This window comes from Streptomyces griseorubiginosus (assembly GCF_017614965.1).
In the GTDB taxonomy this organism is placed as follows: Bacteria; Actinomycetota; Actinomycetes; order Streptomycetales; family Streptomycetaceae; genus Streptomyces; species Streptomyces griseorubiginosus_B.
Window position 1 is genome coordinate 1 of the sequence record NZ_WVUG01000208.1, and the last position, 15,531, is coordinate 15,531.

Consider the following 15,531-nt stretch of genomic DNA (forward strand, 5'->3'; position numbering starts at 1 on the left):
CCCGCACCCCGCCCGCAAGCCCCGCCGTGAACGACCCGGGCGCCGGTCCCAGCGCCGACCAGTCACGGCTGTCCGGCACTCCGATCACGTCGAGCAGCAGCGCCGCGTCCGCCGCGTCCCGGGTCATCGGCCCCACGTGCGCCAGCGTGCCGAAGGCGCTCGCCGGATACAGCGGGACACGGCCGTACGTCGGCTTCAGCGCGAAGATCCCGCAGAACGCGGCCGGGATACGGACACTGCCCCCGCCGTCCGTGCCGAGCGCGAGGGGACCCGCGCCGAGGGCCACGGCCGCCGCCGCGCCGCCGCTGGAGCCGCCGGCGGTGCGGGACGGGTCGTGCGGGTTGCGGGTCACGCCGGACAGCGGTGAGTCCGTGACGCCCTTCCAGCCGAACTCGGGGGTCGTGGTCTTGCCGATGAACACGGCTCCGTGCTCCCGCAGCCGGGCGACGGACGGAGCGTCCTCGTCCCAACTCCCCTCCTCCGAAATGGCCTTGGAACCCTTGAGGGTGGGTGCGCCCTTCAGCAGGATGATGTCCTTGACGGTCGTGGGTACCCCGTCCACCAGCCCCTTCGGCTCGCCCCGCCGCCATCGCCGCGTCGACTCCCGCGCCTGGGCGAGCGCCTCGTCCCCCAGCAGCCGTACGAAGGCGTTGACCTCCGGCTGGATCCGCTCGGCCCGCTCCAGCGCGGCCCGCGTGGCCTCCTCCGGACTGAACTCGCCCTTGCGGTACCCCTCGACGAGTCGTGCGGCGGTCAGCTCGGTGAGGTCGAGGTCCGTCATCTGCCCTCCATCGCTCGGCGGTTCAGCGTCCGGGTACATACCCCCGTTGCTTGTCGACCACGTTCAGCAGGGGCCGGCCGGTCTCCCAGCGCTCGTACAACTCGACGAACTGCGCGCCGAGTTCGTCGCGCCAGCCGACCGTGTCGCCGCTCATGTGCGGGGACACGATCAGGCCCGGGGCCCGCCACAAGGGGCTGTCGGGGGTGAGGGGCTCGTGCTCGAAGACGTCCAGGGCGGCGCCCGCGATCCAGCGCTTGGCGAGGGCGTCCGCGAGGGCCTCCTCGACGACCAGGCCGCCGCGCCCGACGTTGATGAAGCGGGCCGAGGGCTGCATCACGTCGAAGCGGCGGGCGTCGAACATGCCCCGCGTCTGCTCGGTCAGCGGGGCGGCCGCGATCACCCAGTCGGCGCGGGCGATCAACCGGTCCAGGTCCTCGGGACCGTGGATGCCGGTGTGCGGGGTGCGCCCGACCAGCGCGGTGGTGATGTCGAGCGCCCTGAGCGTGCGGGCGATGGTCCGGCCGATCGGCCCGGACCCGACCACGCAGGCCCGGGTGCCCGCCACCCGCTGGCTCTCCCGGTGCCGCCAGGTCCGCTCCCGCTGCAGCTCCAGCGTCCTCGGCAGATCCTTGGCCATGGCCAGGACGAGGGCGGCGACGTACTCGGCGATCGGCTGGTCGAAGACGCCGCGCGCGTTGGTGACCACGGTGTCCGAGGCGGCGAGTTCCGGACACATCAGATGGTCCACGCCCGCGCTCGCCGTGTGCACCCAGCGCGGCCGCGGCCCCTCGCCCGGCCACGCGGCCCGCACCGCCCGGGACGTGAAGTCCCACACCAGCAGCACGTCCGCGTGCGGCAGCCGCTCGGCCAGCGTCGAGGGGTCGGCGTGCTCGACACGGGCGCGACCCGTGAGGCGCCCGAGGCGGGGGAGGGGATCGGCGTCCAGGACCAGGACGGTGGGGACGGTCATGCGCGAGGACTCGATTCCGGAGCGGGGCGGCCGTCTGACATGCGAGGTTTGACCACGCTCGCACCCGAACCTACCTTCGTCAACACGGGCGTACGTACGGTCCGTTGCTCACCCCTTTCTCACAGTGAGGGCGGTGGCCGTCATGGACGTGTCCTTCCTGGGTGGTCCCCGGCCGCAGCGCGGTGTAGGAGTCGTCGCCCCGTTCGACTTCGCCCTGGACCGCGAGCTGTGGCGCTGGGTCCCCGACGAGGTGTCGCTGCACCTCACCCGCACGCCGTACGTGCCGGTCGAGGTCAGCCTCGACCTCGCCCGGCTGGTCAGCGAACACCAGACGCTGGACGACGCGGTGCGCACCCTCACCGCGATCACGCCCGAGGTCGTCGCCTACGCCTGCACCTCAGGCAGCTTCGTCGGCGGGATCGCCGGGGAGCGGGCGATGTGCGCGGCGATGACACGGGCCGGCGCGGTCCCCTCGGTCACCACCTCGGGCGCGCTCCTTCAGGCCCTGGCGGCGCTCGGCGCGCGGCGGGTCGCGCTGGTCACGCCGTACACCGGGTCCGTCACGAGCGCGCTGGAGGAGTACCTCGCCGAGGCGGGGGCCGAAGTCACGGGATGCGCGTACATGGGTCTGACCCGGCACATCTGGAAGGTGCCGTACCGCGACGTGGTGGCCATGGCGCACCGGGCGGTCCGGCGCACCGCCGACGTGCTGTTCATCAGCTGCACCAACCTGCCGACCTACGACGTCATCCCGCAACTGGAGGCCGAACTGCGCATCCCGGTCATCTCGGCCAACCAGGTGACCATGTGGGCCGCGCTGGCCCGAATGGGTACCCGGGCGGTGGGACCGTACCAGGCGCTGATCGATCCGGCGGCGCGCTCCGGTCCCGTGGTGCCGGAACTCCCGGACGGTGAACAGCAGCAGGAAGGCAGGTCATGACCGCACTCGGATTCCTCTACCCGGGGCACTCCGCCGAGGACGACTACCCGCGCATCGAGCAACTGCTCGGCAGCGACATCCGCCTCGACGTCGTCCACACCGACATCGGTACGGACGCCCACCGGGTGGACGCCCTGCGGGAGATGGGCTCGGCCGAGCGGCTGGCGGCGGGCGTCGACGAACTGCGCATGGCGGGCGCCGAGTCGGTGGTCTGGGCGTGCACCAGCGGCAGCTTCGTATACGGCTGGGAGGGCGCCCACGAGCAGGTGCGCACCCTCGCCGTCACGGCCGGGATGCCGGCCTCCTCCACGTCCTTCGCGTTCGTGCACGCGCTGGGCGAGCTGGGCGTACGCAAGGTGGCGGTCGCCGCGACCTACCCCGAGGACGTCGCGGAGCTCTTCGCGGACTTCCTGCGCGCGGGTGGCGTCGAGGTCACCTCCGTCCGGGGTGCGGGCGTCGTCACCGCCGCCGAGGTCGCCACCTGGGGTGAGGCGGAGATCCAACTGCTGGCCCGCGACGCCGACGGCCCGGACGCCGAGGCCCTGCTCCTGCCGGACACGGCCCTGCACACGGCGGCCCACATCCCGGCCCTGGAGAAGGAGCTGGGCAAGCCGGTCCTCACCGCCAACCAGGTCACGGTCTGGGAGGGCCTGCGCCTGGCGGACCGCAGGGTGAACGCGCCGATGATGGGGGCGCTGTTCACCAGGGAGCCGCTCGTGCAGGTCTGAGCCCCCCTCGCTGATCGTCGGGCGTCGGGATCGCCGGGAATAAAGCGGAGACCGCCTCCTGTTAGTCGTGCGGGCATACCGCGTCGCACCAACAGGAGGCACCCACCGTGACGGCAGACGAGATCCGGGGCACCGTACAGGGCACCGCCCCCGTCCCCCTCTCCGTACTGGACCTGGTCACCGTCGGCTCGGGCAGCACCGCCACCGACGCGCTGCGCACCAGCGTCGAACTGTCCCGGTACGCCGAGTCCCGCGGCTTCCACCGCTACTGGGTCGCCGAGCACCACTCCATGCCGGGTGTGGCCTCCTCCTCCCCGGCCGTGATCCTGGCCCACCTCGCCGCCCACACGGACCGCATCCGCCTCGGTTCCGGCGGCGTGATGCTGCCCAACCACGCGCCCCTGGTGATCGCCGAGCAGTTCGGCACCCTGGAGGCGCTGGCGCCGGGCCGCGTCGACCTGGGCCTCGGCCGCGCCCCCGGCACCGACGGCGCCACGGCCGCCGCCCTGCGCCGCACCGAGCGGCTCAACGAGGGTGCCGACGACTTCCCCGAACAGCTCGCCGAGCTGACCCGCTTCCTGGACGACGACTTCCCCGACGGCCACCCCTACCGCCGCATCCACGCCGTGCCCGGCCCCGTGCAGGCCACCTCCCCCGGCGGCGTCCAGTCCCCGCACCGGCCGCCGGTCTGGCTCCTTGGCTCCTCCGGCTTCAGCGCCCGCCTGGCCGGCGTCCTCGGCCTGCCCTTCGCCTTCGCGCACCACTTCTCCGCGCAGAACACCGTCCCGGCCCTGGAGCTGTACCGGGAGTCCTTCCGCCCCTCCGACGTCCTGGACGAGCCCTACGCCCTCATCGGCGTCTCCGTCCTCGCCACGGACGACCCGCGGGAGGCCCGCCGCCAGACCCGCGCGATGGCCCTGAACATGATCCGGCTGCGCACCGGCCGGCCGGGCCTGTTCCCCGACCCGGACGAGGCGGAGAAGCACGAGTTCAGCCCGTACGAGGAGGAGTTCGTCGCGTCCTGGACCTCGAACATCGAGCACGGCACGGCCGACGAGGTCGTCGCCGGTCTGGACGCCCTCCACAAGCGCACCGGCGCCGACGAGTTGATGCTCACCTCGCACGCCCACCGCGGCGAGGTGCGACTGCGCTCCTACGAACTCATCGCGGACGCCTACGGGTTGCCGACCGCCTCGGTCTGAGTCCCCATCAACTCGCCGATCCGCTCGGGCGACACCGGCCGTGAGTACAGCCAGCCCTGGCCGGTGTCGCAGCCGATGCGGCGCAGCCGGGTCGCCTGCGCCGAGGTCTCCACGCACTCCGCGGTGACCGTCAGGCCCAGCCGGTGGGCGAGTTGGATCATCGCCTCGACGACGACCTCGTCGGCCGGGTTGGGCGCCACCGTCCCCTCCTTGTCGCCCTCGTACTGGAAGCCGCGGACGAAGGAGCCGTCCAGCTTCAGCACCGACACCGGCAGCCGGCTGAGGTAGGCCAGGTTGGAGTAGCCGGTGCCGAAGTCGTCGATGGCGATCCGGACGCCCATGTCACTGAGCGCCTGCAGGGCCTGCAGCGGGCGGCCCGCGGAGCCCATCACCGCCGACTCGGTCAGCTCCAGCTGCAGCAGCCCCGGTGCGAGGCCCGTCTCGGCGAGGGTCTGGGCGACGTCCGCCACCAGGTCGGAGTCCCAGACCTGACGGACGGCCACGTTGACGCTGACGAACAGCGGCGGCTCGTCCGGGTGGTCGAGCTGCCAGCGCCGGGCCTGGCGGCAGGCCGTGCGCAGCACCCACAGGCCGAGCGGCACGATCGAGCCGTCCTCCTCGGCCAGTCCGATGAACCGATTCGGCGTCAGGACACCGAACTGCGGGTGGTTCCAACGGACCAGCGCCTCCACGCCGTTGACCCGCCCGTCCTCCATGCCCACCAGAGGCTGGTACTCCAGCACGAACTCACCGCGCTCGATGGCGGGGCGGAGATGGGAGGCGAGCGCCTGACGGGTCATGCGGTGGGCGTTGCGCTCCGGGTCGAACAGCGTCCAGCGGGCCTTGCCGTCGGCCTTGGCCCAGTAGAGGGTGGTGTCGGCCGCCTGCATCAGGGCGGTCGGGGTGGTGCCGGCCGCGTGCCGCTCCACGACCCCGATCGAGGCCGACACCGACAGCCGCTGACCGGCGAGGTCGAAGGGTGCCTGGACCGCCTTCAGGACGGACTCGGCGAGGTCGGCGAGCTGCTCGGTACCTGTCGAGTCCTCGACCAGCAGGGCGAATTCGTCGCCGCCGAGTCTGGCCACCAGCGGTGCGCTCGCTCTGGCGTACCCGGCCTCGTCGGCGCACCGCGTCAGCCGTTCGGCGACGGCGGCCAGCAGCCGGTCGCCGACGCGGTGGCCGAGGGTGTCGTTGATGGCCTTGAAGCCGTCCAGGTCCAGATAGCACAGGCCGATCCGCCCGGTGCCGCTCTCCTCGTACGACCCCGCCTCCAGCGCGGCCGTCAGCCGCTCGAAGAACAGGGTGCGGTTGGGCAGCCGGGTCACCGGGTCGTGCATCTGCAAGTGCCGCAGCCTGCCCTGGAGTTCACGCTGGGCGCTGATGTCGGTGACGGACAGCAGGACACCGTCCTCGCCGGCCGGCAGCGGGGCGACCACCACCTGGACCCAGACGGACTGGCCGTCGGGGTGCTTCATGCGCCGGGTGCAGCGCAGCCGGGCCTCGCGGCCGCGCAGCACCTCGCGGTAGGCGTGCCAGGTACGGGTGTCGGAGGCCAGGTCCACCAGATCGGCGGCGACCTTGCCGGTCAGCGCGTCCGGCGGACTGCCGAGCAGCGCGCCGAACCCGTCGTTCGCGGTGACCACCAGGCCCTCGCGATCGACGACCGCCATGGCGACGGAGGCGGTCCTGAAGACGGACCGATAGATGCTGTCACTCTCTGTTACGGCGCCCCGGTCGAGGTCTGCCGCGGGCGCCGGCCCTTCGGACGTTCCGCTCACCGCTAGCTCCCGCAGTGCACTCGATCTCTGTCCGTGCAGGAAAGTGTGCCGATCATAGAGGCAGACCCAAGGGCCTTCCAGCCACTGTCCAGTGTCCCGGATCCAGCGGCACTTCTGACAGATCGTTTCTGCCCGCAGCTGGGCGGGTTCATGGGTGCTGGGACCACTTGTGACGTTCCGTGAGCGATTCGGGGGTGTCGGATCTGAGGATCCGTCGGCCGGCTCACTCATCTGGGGCAGGCAAACAGGGCGTAGTACGACAAATATGCACAGGCTGGGTGCGGTGTCCCGTGTACCGCTCCCGGAGGTCCCTGTGCCGCGTCAGTTCCCCTTCCTGTCTCCCCCCAAGGGATTCCGGGGCCCCCGACTGCGCAGCACCGCCGCCGTGTGCACCACCCTGTCCGCGCTCGCCGCGACCTCCCTGATCACCGGGCCGTCGGTCGCCGAACCCTTCTCGTCGGTGCCGTGCGCCCTGCAGCGCACCGAGGCCCACCACTCCGAGGGCCTCGACACCTGGAACGCCGCCTATCCGCGCCCGACCCGCGCGCTGGACGCGGTGATGGTCTTCCTGTCCTTCCCCGGCTCGGCCCCGCGCACCACGCCGGCCCAGCTGACCGCCGACCACTTCCCGGCCACCACCCGCTTCTACGAGCGCGCCTCCTACGGCAGGTTCACCCTGCGCCCGCATCCCCTCGAGCGCTGGATCCGGATGCCGCACCCGGCGACCTCGTACGCCATACAGCGCGACTGGAACCCCGAGCGCCGCGCCGCCTATCTGCGCGACGCGCTCGCCGCCGCCGACCCGCGGGTCGACTTCTCCCGCTACGACGTCGTCTACTTCGTCGCCGACCCGGACGCGCCCGGCGTGGACTCGGACGCCACGAAGGTCGTCAACCTGGACGTCCCGCTGCGGGCGGACGGCCGGGACATCCGCCGCGTCGTCACGGTCTTCGAGAAGCATCCGCCGGACCGGCTGGTCCTCGCCCACGAGACCGGCCACGTCTTCGACCTGCCGGACCTCTACCACCGGCCGGTCGACGGCAAGGGCGACTGGGACACGTATGTCGGCGACTGGGACCTGATGGGCAGCCAGTTCGGACTGTCCCCGGACCTGTTCGGCTGGCACAAGTGGAAGCTGGGGTGGCTGGAGCCGCGGCAGGTGGTGTGCGTACGGGAGTCCGGCACCACCCTGCTGACGCTGGAGCCGCTGGACGCGGCGCCGGGGCCGCCGGTCACGGCAGCCGCCGGGTCGCCGGCCTTCGGGCTGGGGCGGGGCACCAAGCTCGCGGTCCTGCGGACCGGTCCCGACAGCGTGCTCGCCTTCGAGGCGCGCGAGCCGGCCGGCAACGACATGACGACCTGCCGCTCCGGCATCCTCGTCTACCGCGTCCGCAGCGGCGCGCCCTCCGGCGACGGCCCCATCCAGGTGATCGACGCCCACCCCCGCACCGAGGCCTGCTGGGAGAACTCCGTCTACCCACCCCTGGCCGACGCCCCGATCGCCCTCGGCGAGACCTTCACGATCCCGGGCACGAGGGTCCGCGTCCAGGCGGAGGGGCGGACGGTCGCGGGGGAGTGGACGGTGAGGATCACGGACGGGTAGCTCTCGGCGGGCGGCTGCTGGGCCGACGCCTGGCGGGGGTGTGGGTGGCGGAGCCCCCACAACGCGCGGCGAAGCCGCGCAGAAACGACGATGGCGAGGCCGTTCGCGCTTTCCGCGAACATGCCTCGCCATCGCCATCGTGCGCCGCCAGGGACTCGAACCCCGGACCCGCTGATTAAGAGTCAGCTGCTCTAACCAACTGAGCTAGCGGCGCCTGCTGACGTCGTAGACCTTAGCATCCTGATCGGCGGGAGGAAAAATCGATATGCGGACGGCGGCTCGGGCCGCCCTTACCGCAGCCCAGAGCACGATTTCGGGGCCCGGCAGCCAGGGGCGGCGGGTGTCGGGGGCGACCAGCCAGCGGGAGGTCGAGGGGGCGGCGGTGCCCAGCGGGGCCGGTACGGTCACCGCGTCACCGGGGCCGTGACACAGCAGCGGCGGAATCGCGCCCGTACGGCCGAACTCCTCCCAGCCCAGCAGCGACGGCAGCCGCTGGGCCGTGCCCGGCGCGGCGAACAGCAGCATGCGGCCCCGGAAGGCCGCGACCGGTCCGGAGCCCGGCCCCTCGTCCCACAGCCGGTCGACCATCCGGCGCCCGAAGACCGCGGGCGCGTTGACGACGTCGAAGACGGAGCCGCAGGCCAGGACCACCGGGGCGTCCGGGCGCTCCTCCCAGAGGGCGAGCGTGCTGCGCGGATACGTTCCGGCGGAGGCGAGCCAGGCGGCTCCGTCCGGGGTGACCCCGCAGGCGTCGAGGCCGTCGGAGAACGGGCCGATGCGTTCACTGCTCATGGAGGACATGTCTACCGGCTGTGAACGGGTGGTTTCCGAGGGTTGCCGGAATCCGGGACAGCGGCGGGCGGCAGCGGGTATCTTGCCCGCCTGGCATATGCCAATCCGAAGCGAGCGGTGTTCAGACTGCTCAGACGGGGTCGGCGGACCCGGCGCCCTCGACCCCGCGCATCAGGTCCCGGCCGAACTCGACCATCTTCTTGGCGTAGTCCTCGGTCCATTCCGCCCGCTCCGCGATGTCCGCCGGCGTCAGCCGGTCGAAGCGGCGCGGGTCGGCGAGCTGCGCCGCCGCCATTGCCTGGAACTCCACGGCCCGGTCGGCCGCCGCGCGGAACGCCTGCGCCAGCTCCGTCGAGCGGGCCAGCAGGGCGCGGGGGTCGTCGATGGACTCCAGGTCGAAGAAGTGCTCCGGATCGGCGGCCGCCTCGGCGGGCTCGAAAAGCAGGGGCGCGGGGCGCAGCCGCGGTTCGTTCCGACGCGGCGTCTGCTCCGCCATGTCTTCTCCTCCTCGTACGTCGCGGAAGACCCTTCTGTGCACGGGCCACCGTCCATTGTCCCGCGCCCATGCAAGAGGGCCCCGATTCCCCCGGCCTGCATCGAGCGGGTGCTGTGCTGATCGTTTGTTCTGATGCAGCCGGACGGGTGGTCAGGGCTGCCAGGGCACGCGGTGTTCCGCCAACCGCGCCAGTACCGCGTGGTTGGCCTCCCAGCCGTCCGGGGCTGTATTCGTCGGCCGCCTCCGGCGGCGGGCCGGACTCCGTCCGGCGGGTGGGGGTGCTGTGCTGATCGTTTGTTCTGATGCAGCCGGACGGGTGGTCAGGGCTGCCAGGGCACCCGGTGTTCCGCCAACCGCGCCAGTACCGCGTGGTTGGCCTCCCAGCCGTCCGGGAACTTCACCAGCGTTCCCAGCTGGACCGGTTCTGTGGACGGGTAGTCGTCCAGCAGGTCGCCGACGCCGGCCCGGCAGACCACGATGCAGGCGTGGCGGTGGCGGGAGGTCAGGACGCACAGGCGACCCGTCTCCAGGTGGAAGGCGGTGGCGTCGGGGCGGCCGGAGAGCGGGTGCAGGATCACCGTGACGTCGAACTCCATGCCCTGCAGCCGGTTCGCCGTGTCCACGGTGACGTCCGCGACGCCCAGCTCCGCCAGGGCCGCCCGGACGGCCGCCGCCTGGTCGCGGTGGGCCGTGCCGACGGCGATACGGCCGGCGGTGAGAGGGGCGGGGACGGGTGAGCGTTCCGACGTCGCCGCACCCTCCCGGTCCAGCAGCCGTCGTACCACCGTCGCCACCGCCCGCACCGCCTCCGGGTCCGTGCGCGGGGTGTGCCGCGCGGGCAGCTCCAGCAGGCCCCAGCCCGACTCGGCGGCCGCGTCGATCACCCGGTCGGGGCCGGAGCCGTCCGAGGGAACGGCGAAGGAGAGACGGCGGTCGTCGTGGTCCGTGCCGCTGCGGAAGGGCGTGTACGGGTAGAAGGCGTCCGAGACCAGCGGGGCCGCGGAGGCCGGGAGCCGCCAGGAGACCGGCAGGCGGTGCTGGGGAAGTTCGGGGTTGTGGGCCAGAAGGGTGGTGACGGCGGAGGCCGAGGGGTCGTACGACAGCCCCGCCCACTGCTCGCTGCCCACGATCGAGAAGGGGTCCAGCTGACCCGGATCGCCCACGAACAGCGCCCGCTCGAACAGCCCCGCCACCGCGAGCAGCGAGTCCGACCGCATCTGGTACGCCTCGTCGACGATCGCGTGCCGCCACGGCTCGTCGGCCTTCACATGCGCCCACTTCGCGGCCGTGGAGATCACCACCGGCAGCCCCGCCAGCTCGGCCGCCTTCGCCGACTTGCGCACGTGCGGCAGCTCGTCCAGCGCCTTGTCGTACGGGTCGGCGTCACTGCTGTGCAGCCGGCCGACCGGAAGCTGCGGGCTCTTCTCGGCGAGCCGGACGACGAGATCGTCGACCTGCGCGTTCGTCTGCGCGACGATCATCAACGGGCGCCCGGCGTCGGCCAGTTCGAGCGCCGCGCGCACGACCAGCGTGGACTTGCCGGCGCCCGGCGGGGAGTCCACGACCACGCCCCGGTGACTGCCGTGCAGCGTGTCGTGGAGGATCGCGTCGGTGGCCTCGGCGGCCGCCGCCCCGGGGTCGAGAACGGTGGTCACAGGACGTCCTCCGCGGTCAGGGGATCGGCCGCCTCGGCCACGGCCTCACCCGGCGGTCCGCCGTGCGTCCACGGCGTCTGCTCCGGATCGGGCAGCTTGGGGCCGCCGCGCTGCTCGTGCTCGAAGAGGGTGAAGCAGACCCGGTCGCCCTTCTCCGGGACCGAGCCGGGCTCCGGCTCCTTGCCGCGGCCCATCTTGTCGAGCATGCGCAGCACGACCAGCGTGCCGCCGTCCTCGGACTCCTCGGCTCCGACGAACTCGGCCGACTGCGGCTTGCCGTCCAGCGAGCGGTACGCCTTGGCCCGCTCGCCGAGGTGCGGCCGGTCGTCGGTGCGGATCGTGACCAGCGGGCGCGGGCTCGGCCGCTTGCTCTCGCTGTACGCCATCACGACCTCCGTGACCTCGCCCGCGAACGCCTCCCCGGACAGCCGTCGCCCCGCCATCACCAGCGGATCGTCCAGGGCCTCCTGTGCCTCGAGGCGGGCCTGCTCCCGCTCGCGCGAGGCGAGCTTGTTCGCGGCGGTGACCGCGTCGTCGCGGCGCGGCTGCGGAGGCTCACCGGCCGTGACACGGTCGCGGTGGGCGGTGAACGACCAGCGGTCGCGCGTCCACCGCTCCTCGACATGCGCTCCCTCGGGGAGGGCACGCAGCAGGTCGAGGCCGTCCCACACCCGGTCCCAGGTGGGCCGGGTGACGCCCGCGATCAGGTCACGGATCTCCCGCTCCGCGGCGGTGAGTTCACCGAGCCGGTCGTCGGCCTCCAGACCGTCCTCGGCGGCGGCGAGGGCGGTCCGCGCGCGGTCGTAGCGCTCGATGGCCGGGGCGAGGAGCTTGTTGTCGAACGCGGGGTCGGTGGCCGGTCCCGCGGGCGGGCACAGCAGTTGGCCGCGGGGGCCGCGGGCGAGCTCGGCCCGCAGCGCCGCATCGGCCCCGGACATGCCCTCGGGCGGGGCGATCCAGGCGAGCAGGGCGCCCAGGTGCTGGTCCTCCAGGGTGGACTGGCCGGTCGCCCAGTGCCGGGACAGCACGTCGGTCATGGCCAGCAGCAGGGACGAGCCGGGGACGCGGGCGCGCTCCCCGAAATGGGTCAGCCACCGGCCGAGCAGCGGCACGCGCGGGGGCGCCGGATACGGGGTCTCCGGGTCCTGCTCCGCCGTACGGCGAAAGCGCATGGAGCGGCCGAGCAGCCGTACGAAGTCGATGCCGGCGCGGCTCGGGACGATCAACTGCGGGGCGTCGGCGCACAGTTCGACCTCGACCTTGACCCGCTTGCCGGTCTCCGGGTCGGTCTCGGTCCGCTCGGCCGCCTCCACGTCCTCCGCGTGGGCGTCGATGTACGGCAGCACGACGTCCGCCAGCTCGGCCAGGAACGCGAACCGCAGGTCCCGGTCGCGGGGCTGCGGGACGACGAGCAGCCGGGGCGCGTCCCGCTCGGTGCCGACGAGCGCGCCCAGCGGGGCACCGGCCTCACCGGCGGTGGTCAAGGGCACGAAGACGAGCGGCCGCTCGGCCAGATGCCGGTGCCGGACGGTGGCGGCGGGCTGCGCCCGCCCGGTACGGACGGCCTCCAGCCGGCTGAGCGTGGAGATCAGGGACATGGTGACTCTCCAGTCCGCGCCCGCGGCGCCATCGCTTCCAGCGCCTCCGCGCGCAGGTGGGCGGCCCTTCGCAGCGCCGCCACGGCAGGGTCCGTCGGGTCGCCGGCTGTTCCGTGGGCCGCCGCCCACACCTCCTCGACGGTCGTCAGGCCGCCGAGTTCGGCGCGGACCGAGCGGCCGAGGGCGGTGACCGCGCCCGCCTCACGGGAGCGGGCGCGGCAGTGGAAGGCCAGTTCGCAGGCGGACAGGCACTCGGGCGCGTAGGTCGCCGGGACCGACTCGACGGCCGCCGTCAGCTCCTCGGCGGGCAGGTCGGGGGAGAAGCACGTGCCCGCCGGGAGCGTGTCGGCGATGTCCTCGACGCGGGTGAGCCGGGCCAGCTGTCGGGCGGTGACCGCGCGCTGCTTGCGGACGTCGACGGCGGAGGCGGTGGGGAGGTTGGAGAAGTCCTTCGGGCAGACGAGCAGGACCCGCTGCCGTACCGCCGGAGCCGGATCGAGGCGGGCGGCGACCTCCTCCAGGGCCAGGACGTAGACCGCCGCCTGCCGGGCGGCCGCGCCGACCTTGGCCGCGTCCGCGGAGCCGTCCAGCATCGGGAAGGACTTGATCTCGACGACCGTCCAGCTGCCGTCGGGGTGGACGACCACCGCGTCCGGTTCCAGGAAGGCGGGGGAGCCGGCGACGTCGAGGGCGAGCATCGGGTGGTCGAGGAGCGTCCAGCCGCCCGGCTCGGCGGAGGCCTCGCGCAGGGCCAGTGCCGTGCGGGCCGTGCGGCCCTCGGGGCCGGCCGCGGTGAGGTCGGGCACCTGCGCCGCGGTGGGCGGCTCGGCGGTGCGGTCCAGCTTCTCGTGCGCCAGCCGCAGCAGCTCCGCGCCGCCGTCCGCCTTGACCTTCGCCTCGAACGCGTTGCCCCGGGTGAAGGCGAACTGGGACTGCCCGAACACCGACGGGGAGCCCAGCGAGTTAGCCAGTGTCGCCTTGTTCACCCCGGCGCCGTCCAGGATGGCGCGCCGCCTGCAGCCCGGGTTGGCGGCGAGGGCCGCCAGGGCACGGGCGTCCAGCGCCTTGGCCGGGACGTCGGGACCGCGCAGCTCAGCGAGCCGCTGCCGCAGCGCCTTCCCCCGCGTCCGAGGGAGAGGCACCAGGCTCGGCTCCGCTTCCGAACCGCGACTCGCGCTGCCGTGGAATTCGCTCACCCGCGGAAGTCTGGCATCCGCCACTGACAATTGAGGAACCTGCGACGCGAGAGCGCCCTGCGGCGAACGGCAGCCGCGCCTTCAGCGCGTCCACGCCCCGCAGCACGTACGGCGTCAGGAACAGTCCGAGGCCCATCACGCAGGCGCCCGCGACCGCGTCCAGGAAGTAGTGGTTCGCGGTGCCCATGACCACGATCGTCGTCAGCAGCGGGTAGGCGACGGCGAGGACCCGGGTCGTACGCGTCCTGCCGTACTTCCACAGCATGACCCCGCACCACAGCGCCCAGCCCACGTGCAGACTCGGCATGGCCGCGTACTGGTTGGTCATGCCGCCGAGTCCCTTCGGGGCGCTCGCGGCACCGCCCCACCAGCCGTACGAGCTGTACTGGGCCATCGTGTCCACGAACCCGTGGCCCGCAGAGAGGAGACGGGGTGGACAGGTCGGCAGCAGAGTGAAGCCGATCAGGCCCATGAAGGTGGACGTCATCAGCCAGGTGCGGGCCGCCCGGTAGTGCGCCGCGCGCGAGCGGAACAGCCAGATCAGGATGGCCGGGGTGACCAGGTAGTGCAGCGAGGCGTACCAGAAGTCCGCCGGGACGCCGAGCCACGCCTCGCGGGTGAAGAGCCGGTTGAGCGGGTGCTCGGCGTTGATGTGCAGCAGCTTCTCGACGCGCAGGATCGCCAGGCCGTGGTCGACGGCGCCGGAGGTGTCACCGCGGGCGAGGAGCCGGCCGGCCGAGTAGCAGGCGTACACCAGCATGATCAACGGCAGTTCGGTCCACCAGCGCAGACGGGTCGGCGGGGCCGCGGCCTCGGTGCCAGGTGTCGTCTCGGTCTTCGGCATCCGATCGCCTCCCCCTTCATCCTCGCGCGGCTTCCCGTGGTCGCGGGTCGTGCCACTTTACGGCGTACGCGCGCGCCCCCGTGGGGCGCCCCCGGCCCTCAAAGACGCAGAGATCGACCGTCGGGTTGCCCCAGGACAGCGTGCGCGATGATGGAGGGGTTCCGCCTGCGAATAACTCGGAAGGGTCTCCTCCTCATGGCACCGCGCATCCTGCTGGCCCGGCACGGACAGACCGAGTGGTCGCTGTCCGGCAAGCACACCGGCAGGACCGACGTGCCCCTCCTGGAGGAGGGCCGGCGCGGCGCCAAGCTGCTCGGCGAACGTCTGCACCGCGCGCCCTTCGAGGGCCTGGCCGATGCCGAGGTGCGCACCAGCCCGCTGGCACGCGCGCGTGAGACGTGCGAACTCGCCGGGTTCGGGGAGCGGGCGGCCCTCTGGGACGCGCTGCTGGAGTGGGACTACGGGGCGTACGAGGGGATGACGCCGGAGGAGATCCAGGACGTCCGCCCGGGCTGGCTGATCTGGCGCGACGGCGTCCCGGACGGGGAGTCCCTGGATCGCGTGACCGCCCGGGCCGACGAGGTGGTGGAGTGGGCGCGCTCGGCGGACCGGGACGTGCTGGTCTTCGCGCACGGCCACATCCTGCGCTCGATCGGCGCGCGGTGGCTGGGCCTGCCGATCGACTTCGCGGCCCGCATCCGCCTGAACCCGACCTCCCTGTCCGTGCTGGGCTGGGCCTACGGCGAACCGGCCATCGAGAGCTGGAACGACCTGGGGCACCTGGGCGGGTAGCGCGGATGCTGCCCGTGGGGCAGGTGGCGCCCGGGTGGCTTACGCGGTGGCCGGATGGGTCAGGAGGTGGCCGGGTGGTGGCCGGTGGCTCTGACGCTGCCGGGGTGGGGCAGGTGGTGGTCGGGCGGTCGGCCGGTGGGTCAGGTGCTGCTCGGG

At 73.0% G+C, this 15,531-nt stretch carries 14 protein-coding genes and 1 tRNA gene; 5 read left to right on the top strand and 10 right to left on the bottom strand.

The annotated features are described in order from the left end of the window. The coding region (locus GRC12_RS30310) for an amidase family protein (RefSeq protein WP_244373983.1) at positions 1-781 on the bottom strand (781 nt) is incomplete at its 3' end. Positions 782-803: 22 nt separating this feature from the next. Continuing rightward, complete coding sequence (locus GRC12_RS30315; RefSeq protein ID WP_208782739.1) at positions 804-1,751, bottom strand: D-2-hydroxyacid dehydrogenase; 948 nt, start codon at positions 1,749-1,751, stop codon at positions 804-806. A 142-nt stretch (positions 1,752-1,893) separates the two neighbouring features. Here GRC12_RS30315 and GRC12_RS30320 point away from each other — a divergent pair, with 142 nt between their 5' ends. The 3 genes from GRC12_RS30320 to GRC12_RS30330 all read left to right on the top strand — a co-directional run bounded on the left by GRC12_RS30320 (position 1,894) and on the right by GRC12_RS30330 (position 4,621). Beyond that, the gene (locus tag GRC12_RS30320) at positions 1,894-2,691 is read left to right on the top strand and encodes a maleate cis-trans isomerase family protein (protein WP_208782749.1); all 798 of its coding nucleotides are present in this window, start codon (positions 1,894-1,896) and stop codon (positions 2,689-2,691) included. Further along, positions 2,688-3,419: a maleate cis-trans isomerase family protein gene (locus tag GRC12_RS30325; protein ID WP_208782740.1), complete on the top strand. Its 732-nt coding sequence runs from the start codon at positions 2,688-2,690 to the stop codon at positions 3,417-3,419. Before GRC12_RS30320 ends, GRC12_RS30325 begins: the two co-directional genes overlap by 4 nt. 107 nt (positions 3,420-3,526) lie before the next feature. Beyond that, positions 3,527-4,621: an LLM class flavin-dependent oxidoreductase gene (locus tag GRC12_RS30330; RefSeq protein ID WP_208782741.1), complete on the top strand. Its 1,095-nt coding sequence runs from the start codon at positions 3,527-3,529 to the stop codon at positions 4,619-4,621. Here GRC12_RS30330 and GRC12_RS30335 read toward each other — a convergent pair. Further along, positions 4,594-6,399: a putative bifunctional diguanylate cyclase/phosphodiesterase gene (locus GRC12_RS30335; RefSeq protein WP_208782742.1), complete on the bottom strand. Its 1,806-nt coding sequence runs from the start codon at positions 6,397-6,399 to the stop codon at positions 4,594-4,596. The two genes, GRC12_RS30330 and GRC12_RS30335, sit on opposite strands and share 28 nt — an antisense overlap. Before the next feature lie 283 nt (positions 6,400-6,682). Between GRC12_RS30335 and GRC12_RS30340 the strand changes: the two genes are divergently transcribed. Beyond that, a complete protein-coding gene (locus GRC12_RS30340; protein WP_308286672.1) occupies positions 6,683-8,002 on the top strand; it encodes a M6 family metalloprotease domain-containing protein in 1,320 nt (439 codons plus the stop codon). A gap of 140 nt (positions 8,003-8,142) precedes the next feature. Here GRC12_RS30340 and GRC12_RS30345 read toward each other — a convergent pair. The 7 genes from GRC12_RS30345 to GRC12_RS30375 form a co-directional block, all read right to left on the bottom strand. Then, a tRNA-Lys gene (locus tag GRC12_RS30345) sits at positions 8,143-8,216 on the bottom strand. Then, positions 8,207-8,794, bottom strand: a complete 588-nt coding sequence (locus tag GRC12_RS30350) for a bifunctional DNA primase/polymerase (RefSeq protein ID WP_208782744.1) — start codon at positions 8,792-8,794, stop codon at positions 8,207-8,209. The genes GRC12_RS30345 and GRC12_RS30350 overlap by 10 nt, the downstream gene beginning before the upstream one ends. A gap of 130 nt (positions 8,795-8,924) precedes the next feature. Then, the gene (locus GRC12_RS30355; RefSeq protein WP_133046399.1) at positions 8,925-9,290 is read right to left on the bottom strand and encodes a hypothetical protein; all 366 of its coding nucleotides are present in this window, start codon (positions 9,288-9,290) and stop codon (positions 8,925-8,927) included. Between the two features lie 320 nt (positions 9,291-9,610). After that, positions 9,611-10,945, bottom strand: a complete 1,335-nt coding sequence (locus GRC12_RS30360; protein ID WP_208782745.1) for an AAA domain-containing protein — start codon at positions 10,943-10,945, stop codon at positions 9,611-9,613. After that, on the bottom strand, positions 10,942-12,543 hold the full coding sequence (locus GRC12_RS30365; protein WP_208782746.1) for a hypothetical protein: 1,602 nt from the start codon (positions 12,541-12,543) through the stop codon (positions 10,942-10,944). The genes GRC12_RS30360 and GRC12_RS30365 overlap by 4 nt, the downstream gene beginning before the upstream one ends. Next, a complete protein-coding gene (locus GRC12_RS30370) occupies positions 12,534-13,685 on the bottom strand; it encodes a hypothetical protein (RefSeq protein ID WP_208782747.1) in 1,152 nt (383 codons plus the stop codon). Before GRC12_RS30370 ends, GRC12_RS30365 begins: the two co-directional genes overlap by 10 nt. After that, a complete protein-coding gene (locus GRC12_RS30375; RefSeq protein WP_133046403.1) occupies positions 13,636-14,583 on the bottom strand; it encodes a phosphatase PAP2 family protein in 948 nt (315 codons plus the stop codon). Before GRC12_RS30375 ends, GRC12_RS30370 begins: the two co-directional genes overlap by 50 nt. A 195-nt stretch (positions 14,584-14,778) precedes the next feature. Between GRC12_RS30375 and GRC12_RS30380 the strand changes: the two genes are divergently transcribed. Continuing rightward, a complete protein-coding gene (locus tag GRC12_RS30380; protein WP_208782748.1) occupies positions 14,779-15,375 on the top strand; it encodes a histidine phosphatase family protein in 597 nt (198 codons plus the stop codon). The last annotated feature ends 156 nt before the right edge of the window (positions 15,376-15,531 follow it).

Excerpts from the sequence above, each read along its gene's own strand:
- GRC12_RS30365 (WP_208782746.1), bottom strand. The coding sequence starts at position 12,543 with ATGTCCCTGATCTCCACGCTCAGCCGGCTGGAGGCCGTCCGTACCGGG.
- GRC12_RS30350 (WP_208782744.1), bottom strand. The coding sequence starts at position 8,794 with ATGAGCAGTGAACGCATCGGCCCGTTCTCCGACGGCCTCGACGCCTGC.
- GRC12_RS30380 (WP_208782748.1), top strand. The coding sequence starts at position 14,779 with ATGGCACCGCGCATCCTGCTGGCCCGGCACGGACAGACCGAGTGGTCG.
- GRC12_RS30325 (WP_208782740.1), top strand. The coding sequence starts at position 2,688 with ATGACCGCACTCGGATTCCTCTACCCGGGGCACTCCGCCGAGGACGAC.
- GRC12_RS30375 (WP_133046403.1), bottom strand. The coding sequence starts at position 14,583 with ATGCCGAAGACCGAGACGACACCTGGCACCGAGGCCGCGGCCCCGCCG.
- GRC12_RS30320 (WP_208782749.1), top strand. The coding sequence starts at position 1,894 with ATGGACGTGTCCTTCCTGGGTGGTCCCCGGCCGCAGCGCGGTGTAGGA.
- GRC12_RS30315 (WP_208782739.1), bottom strand. The coding sequence starts at position 1,751 with ATGACCGTCCCCACCGTCCTGGTCCTGGACGCCGATCCCCTCCCCCGC.
- GRC12_RS30355 (WP_133046399.1), bottom strand. The coding sequence starts at position 9,290 with ATGGCGGAGCAGACGCCGCGTCGGAACGAACCGCGGCTGCGCCCCGCG.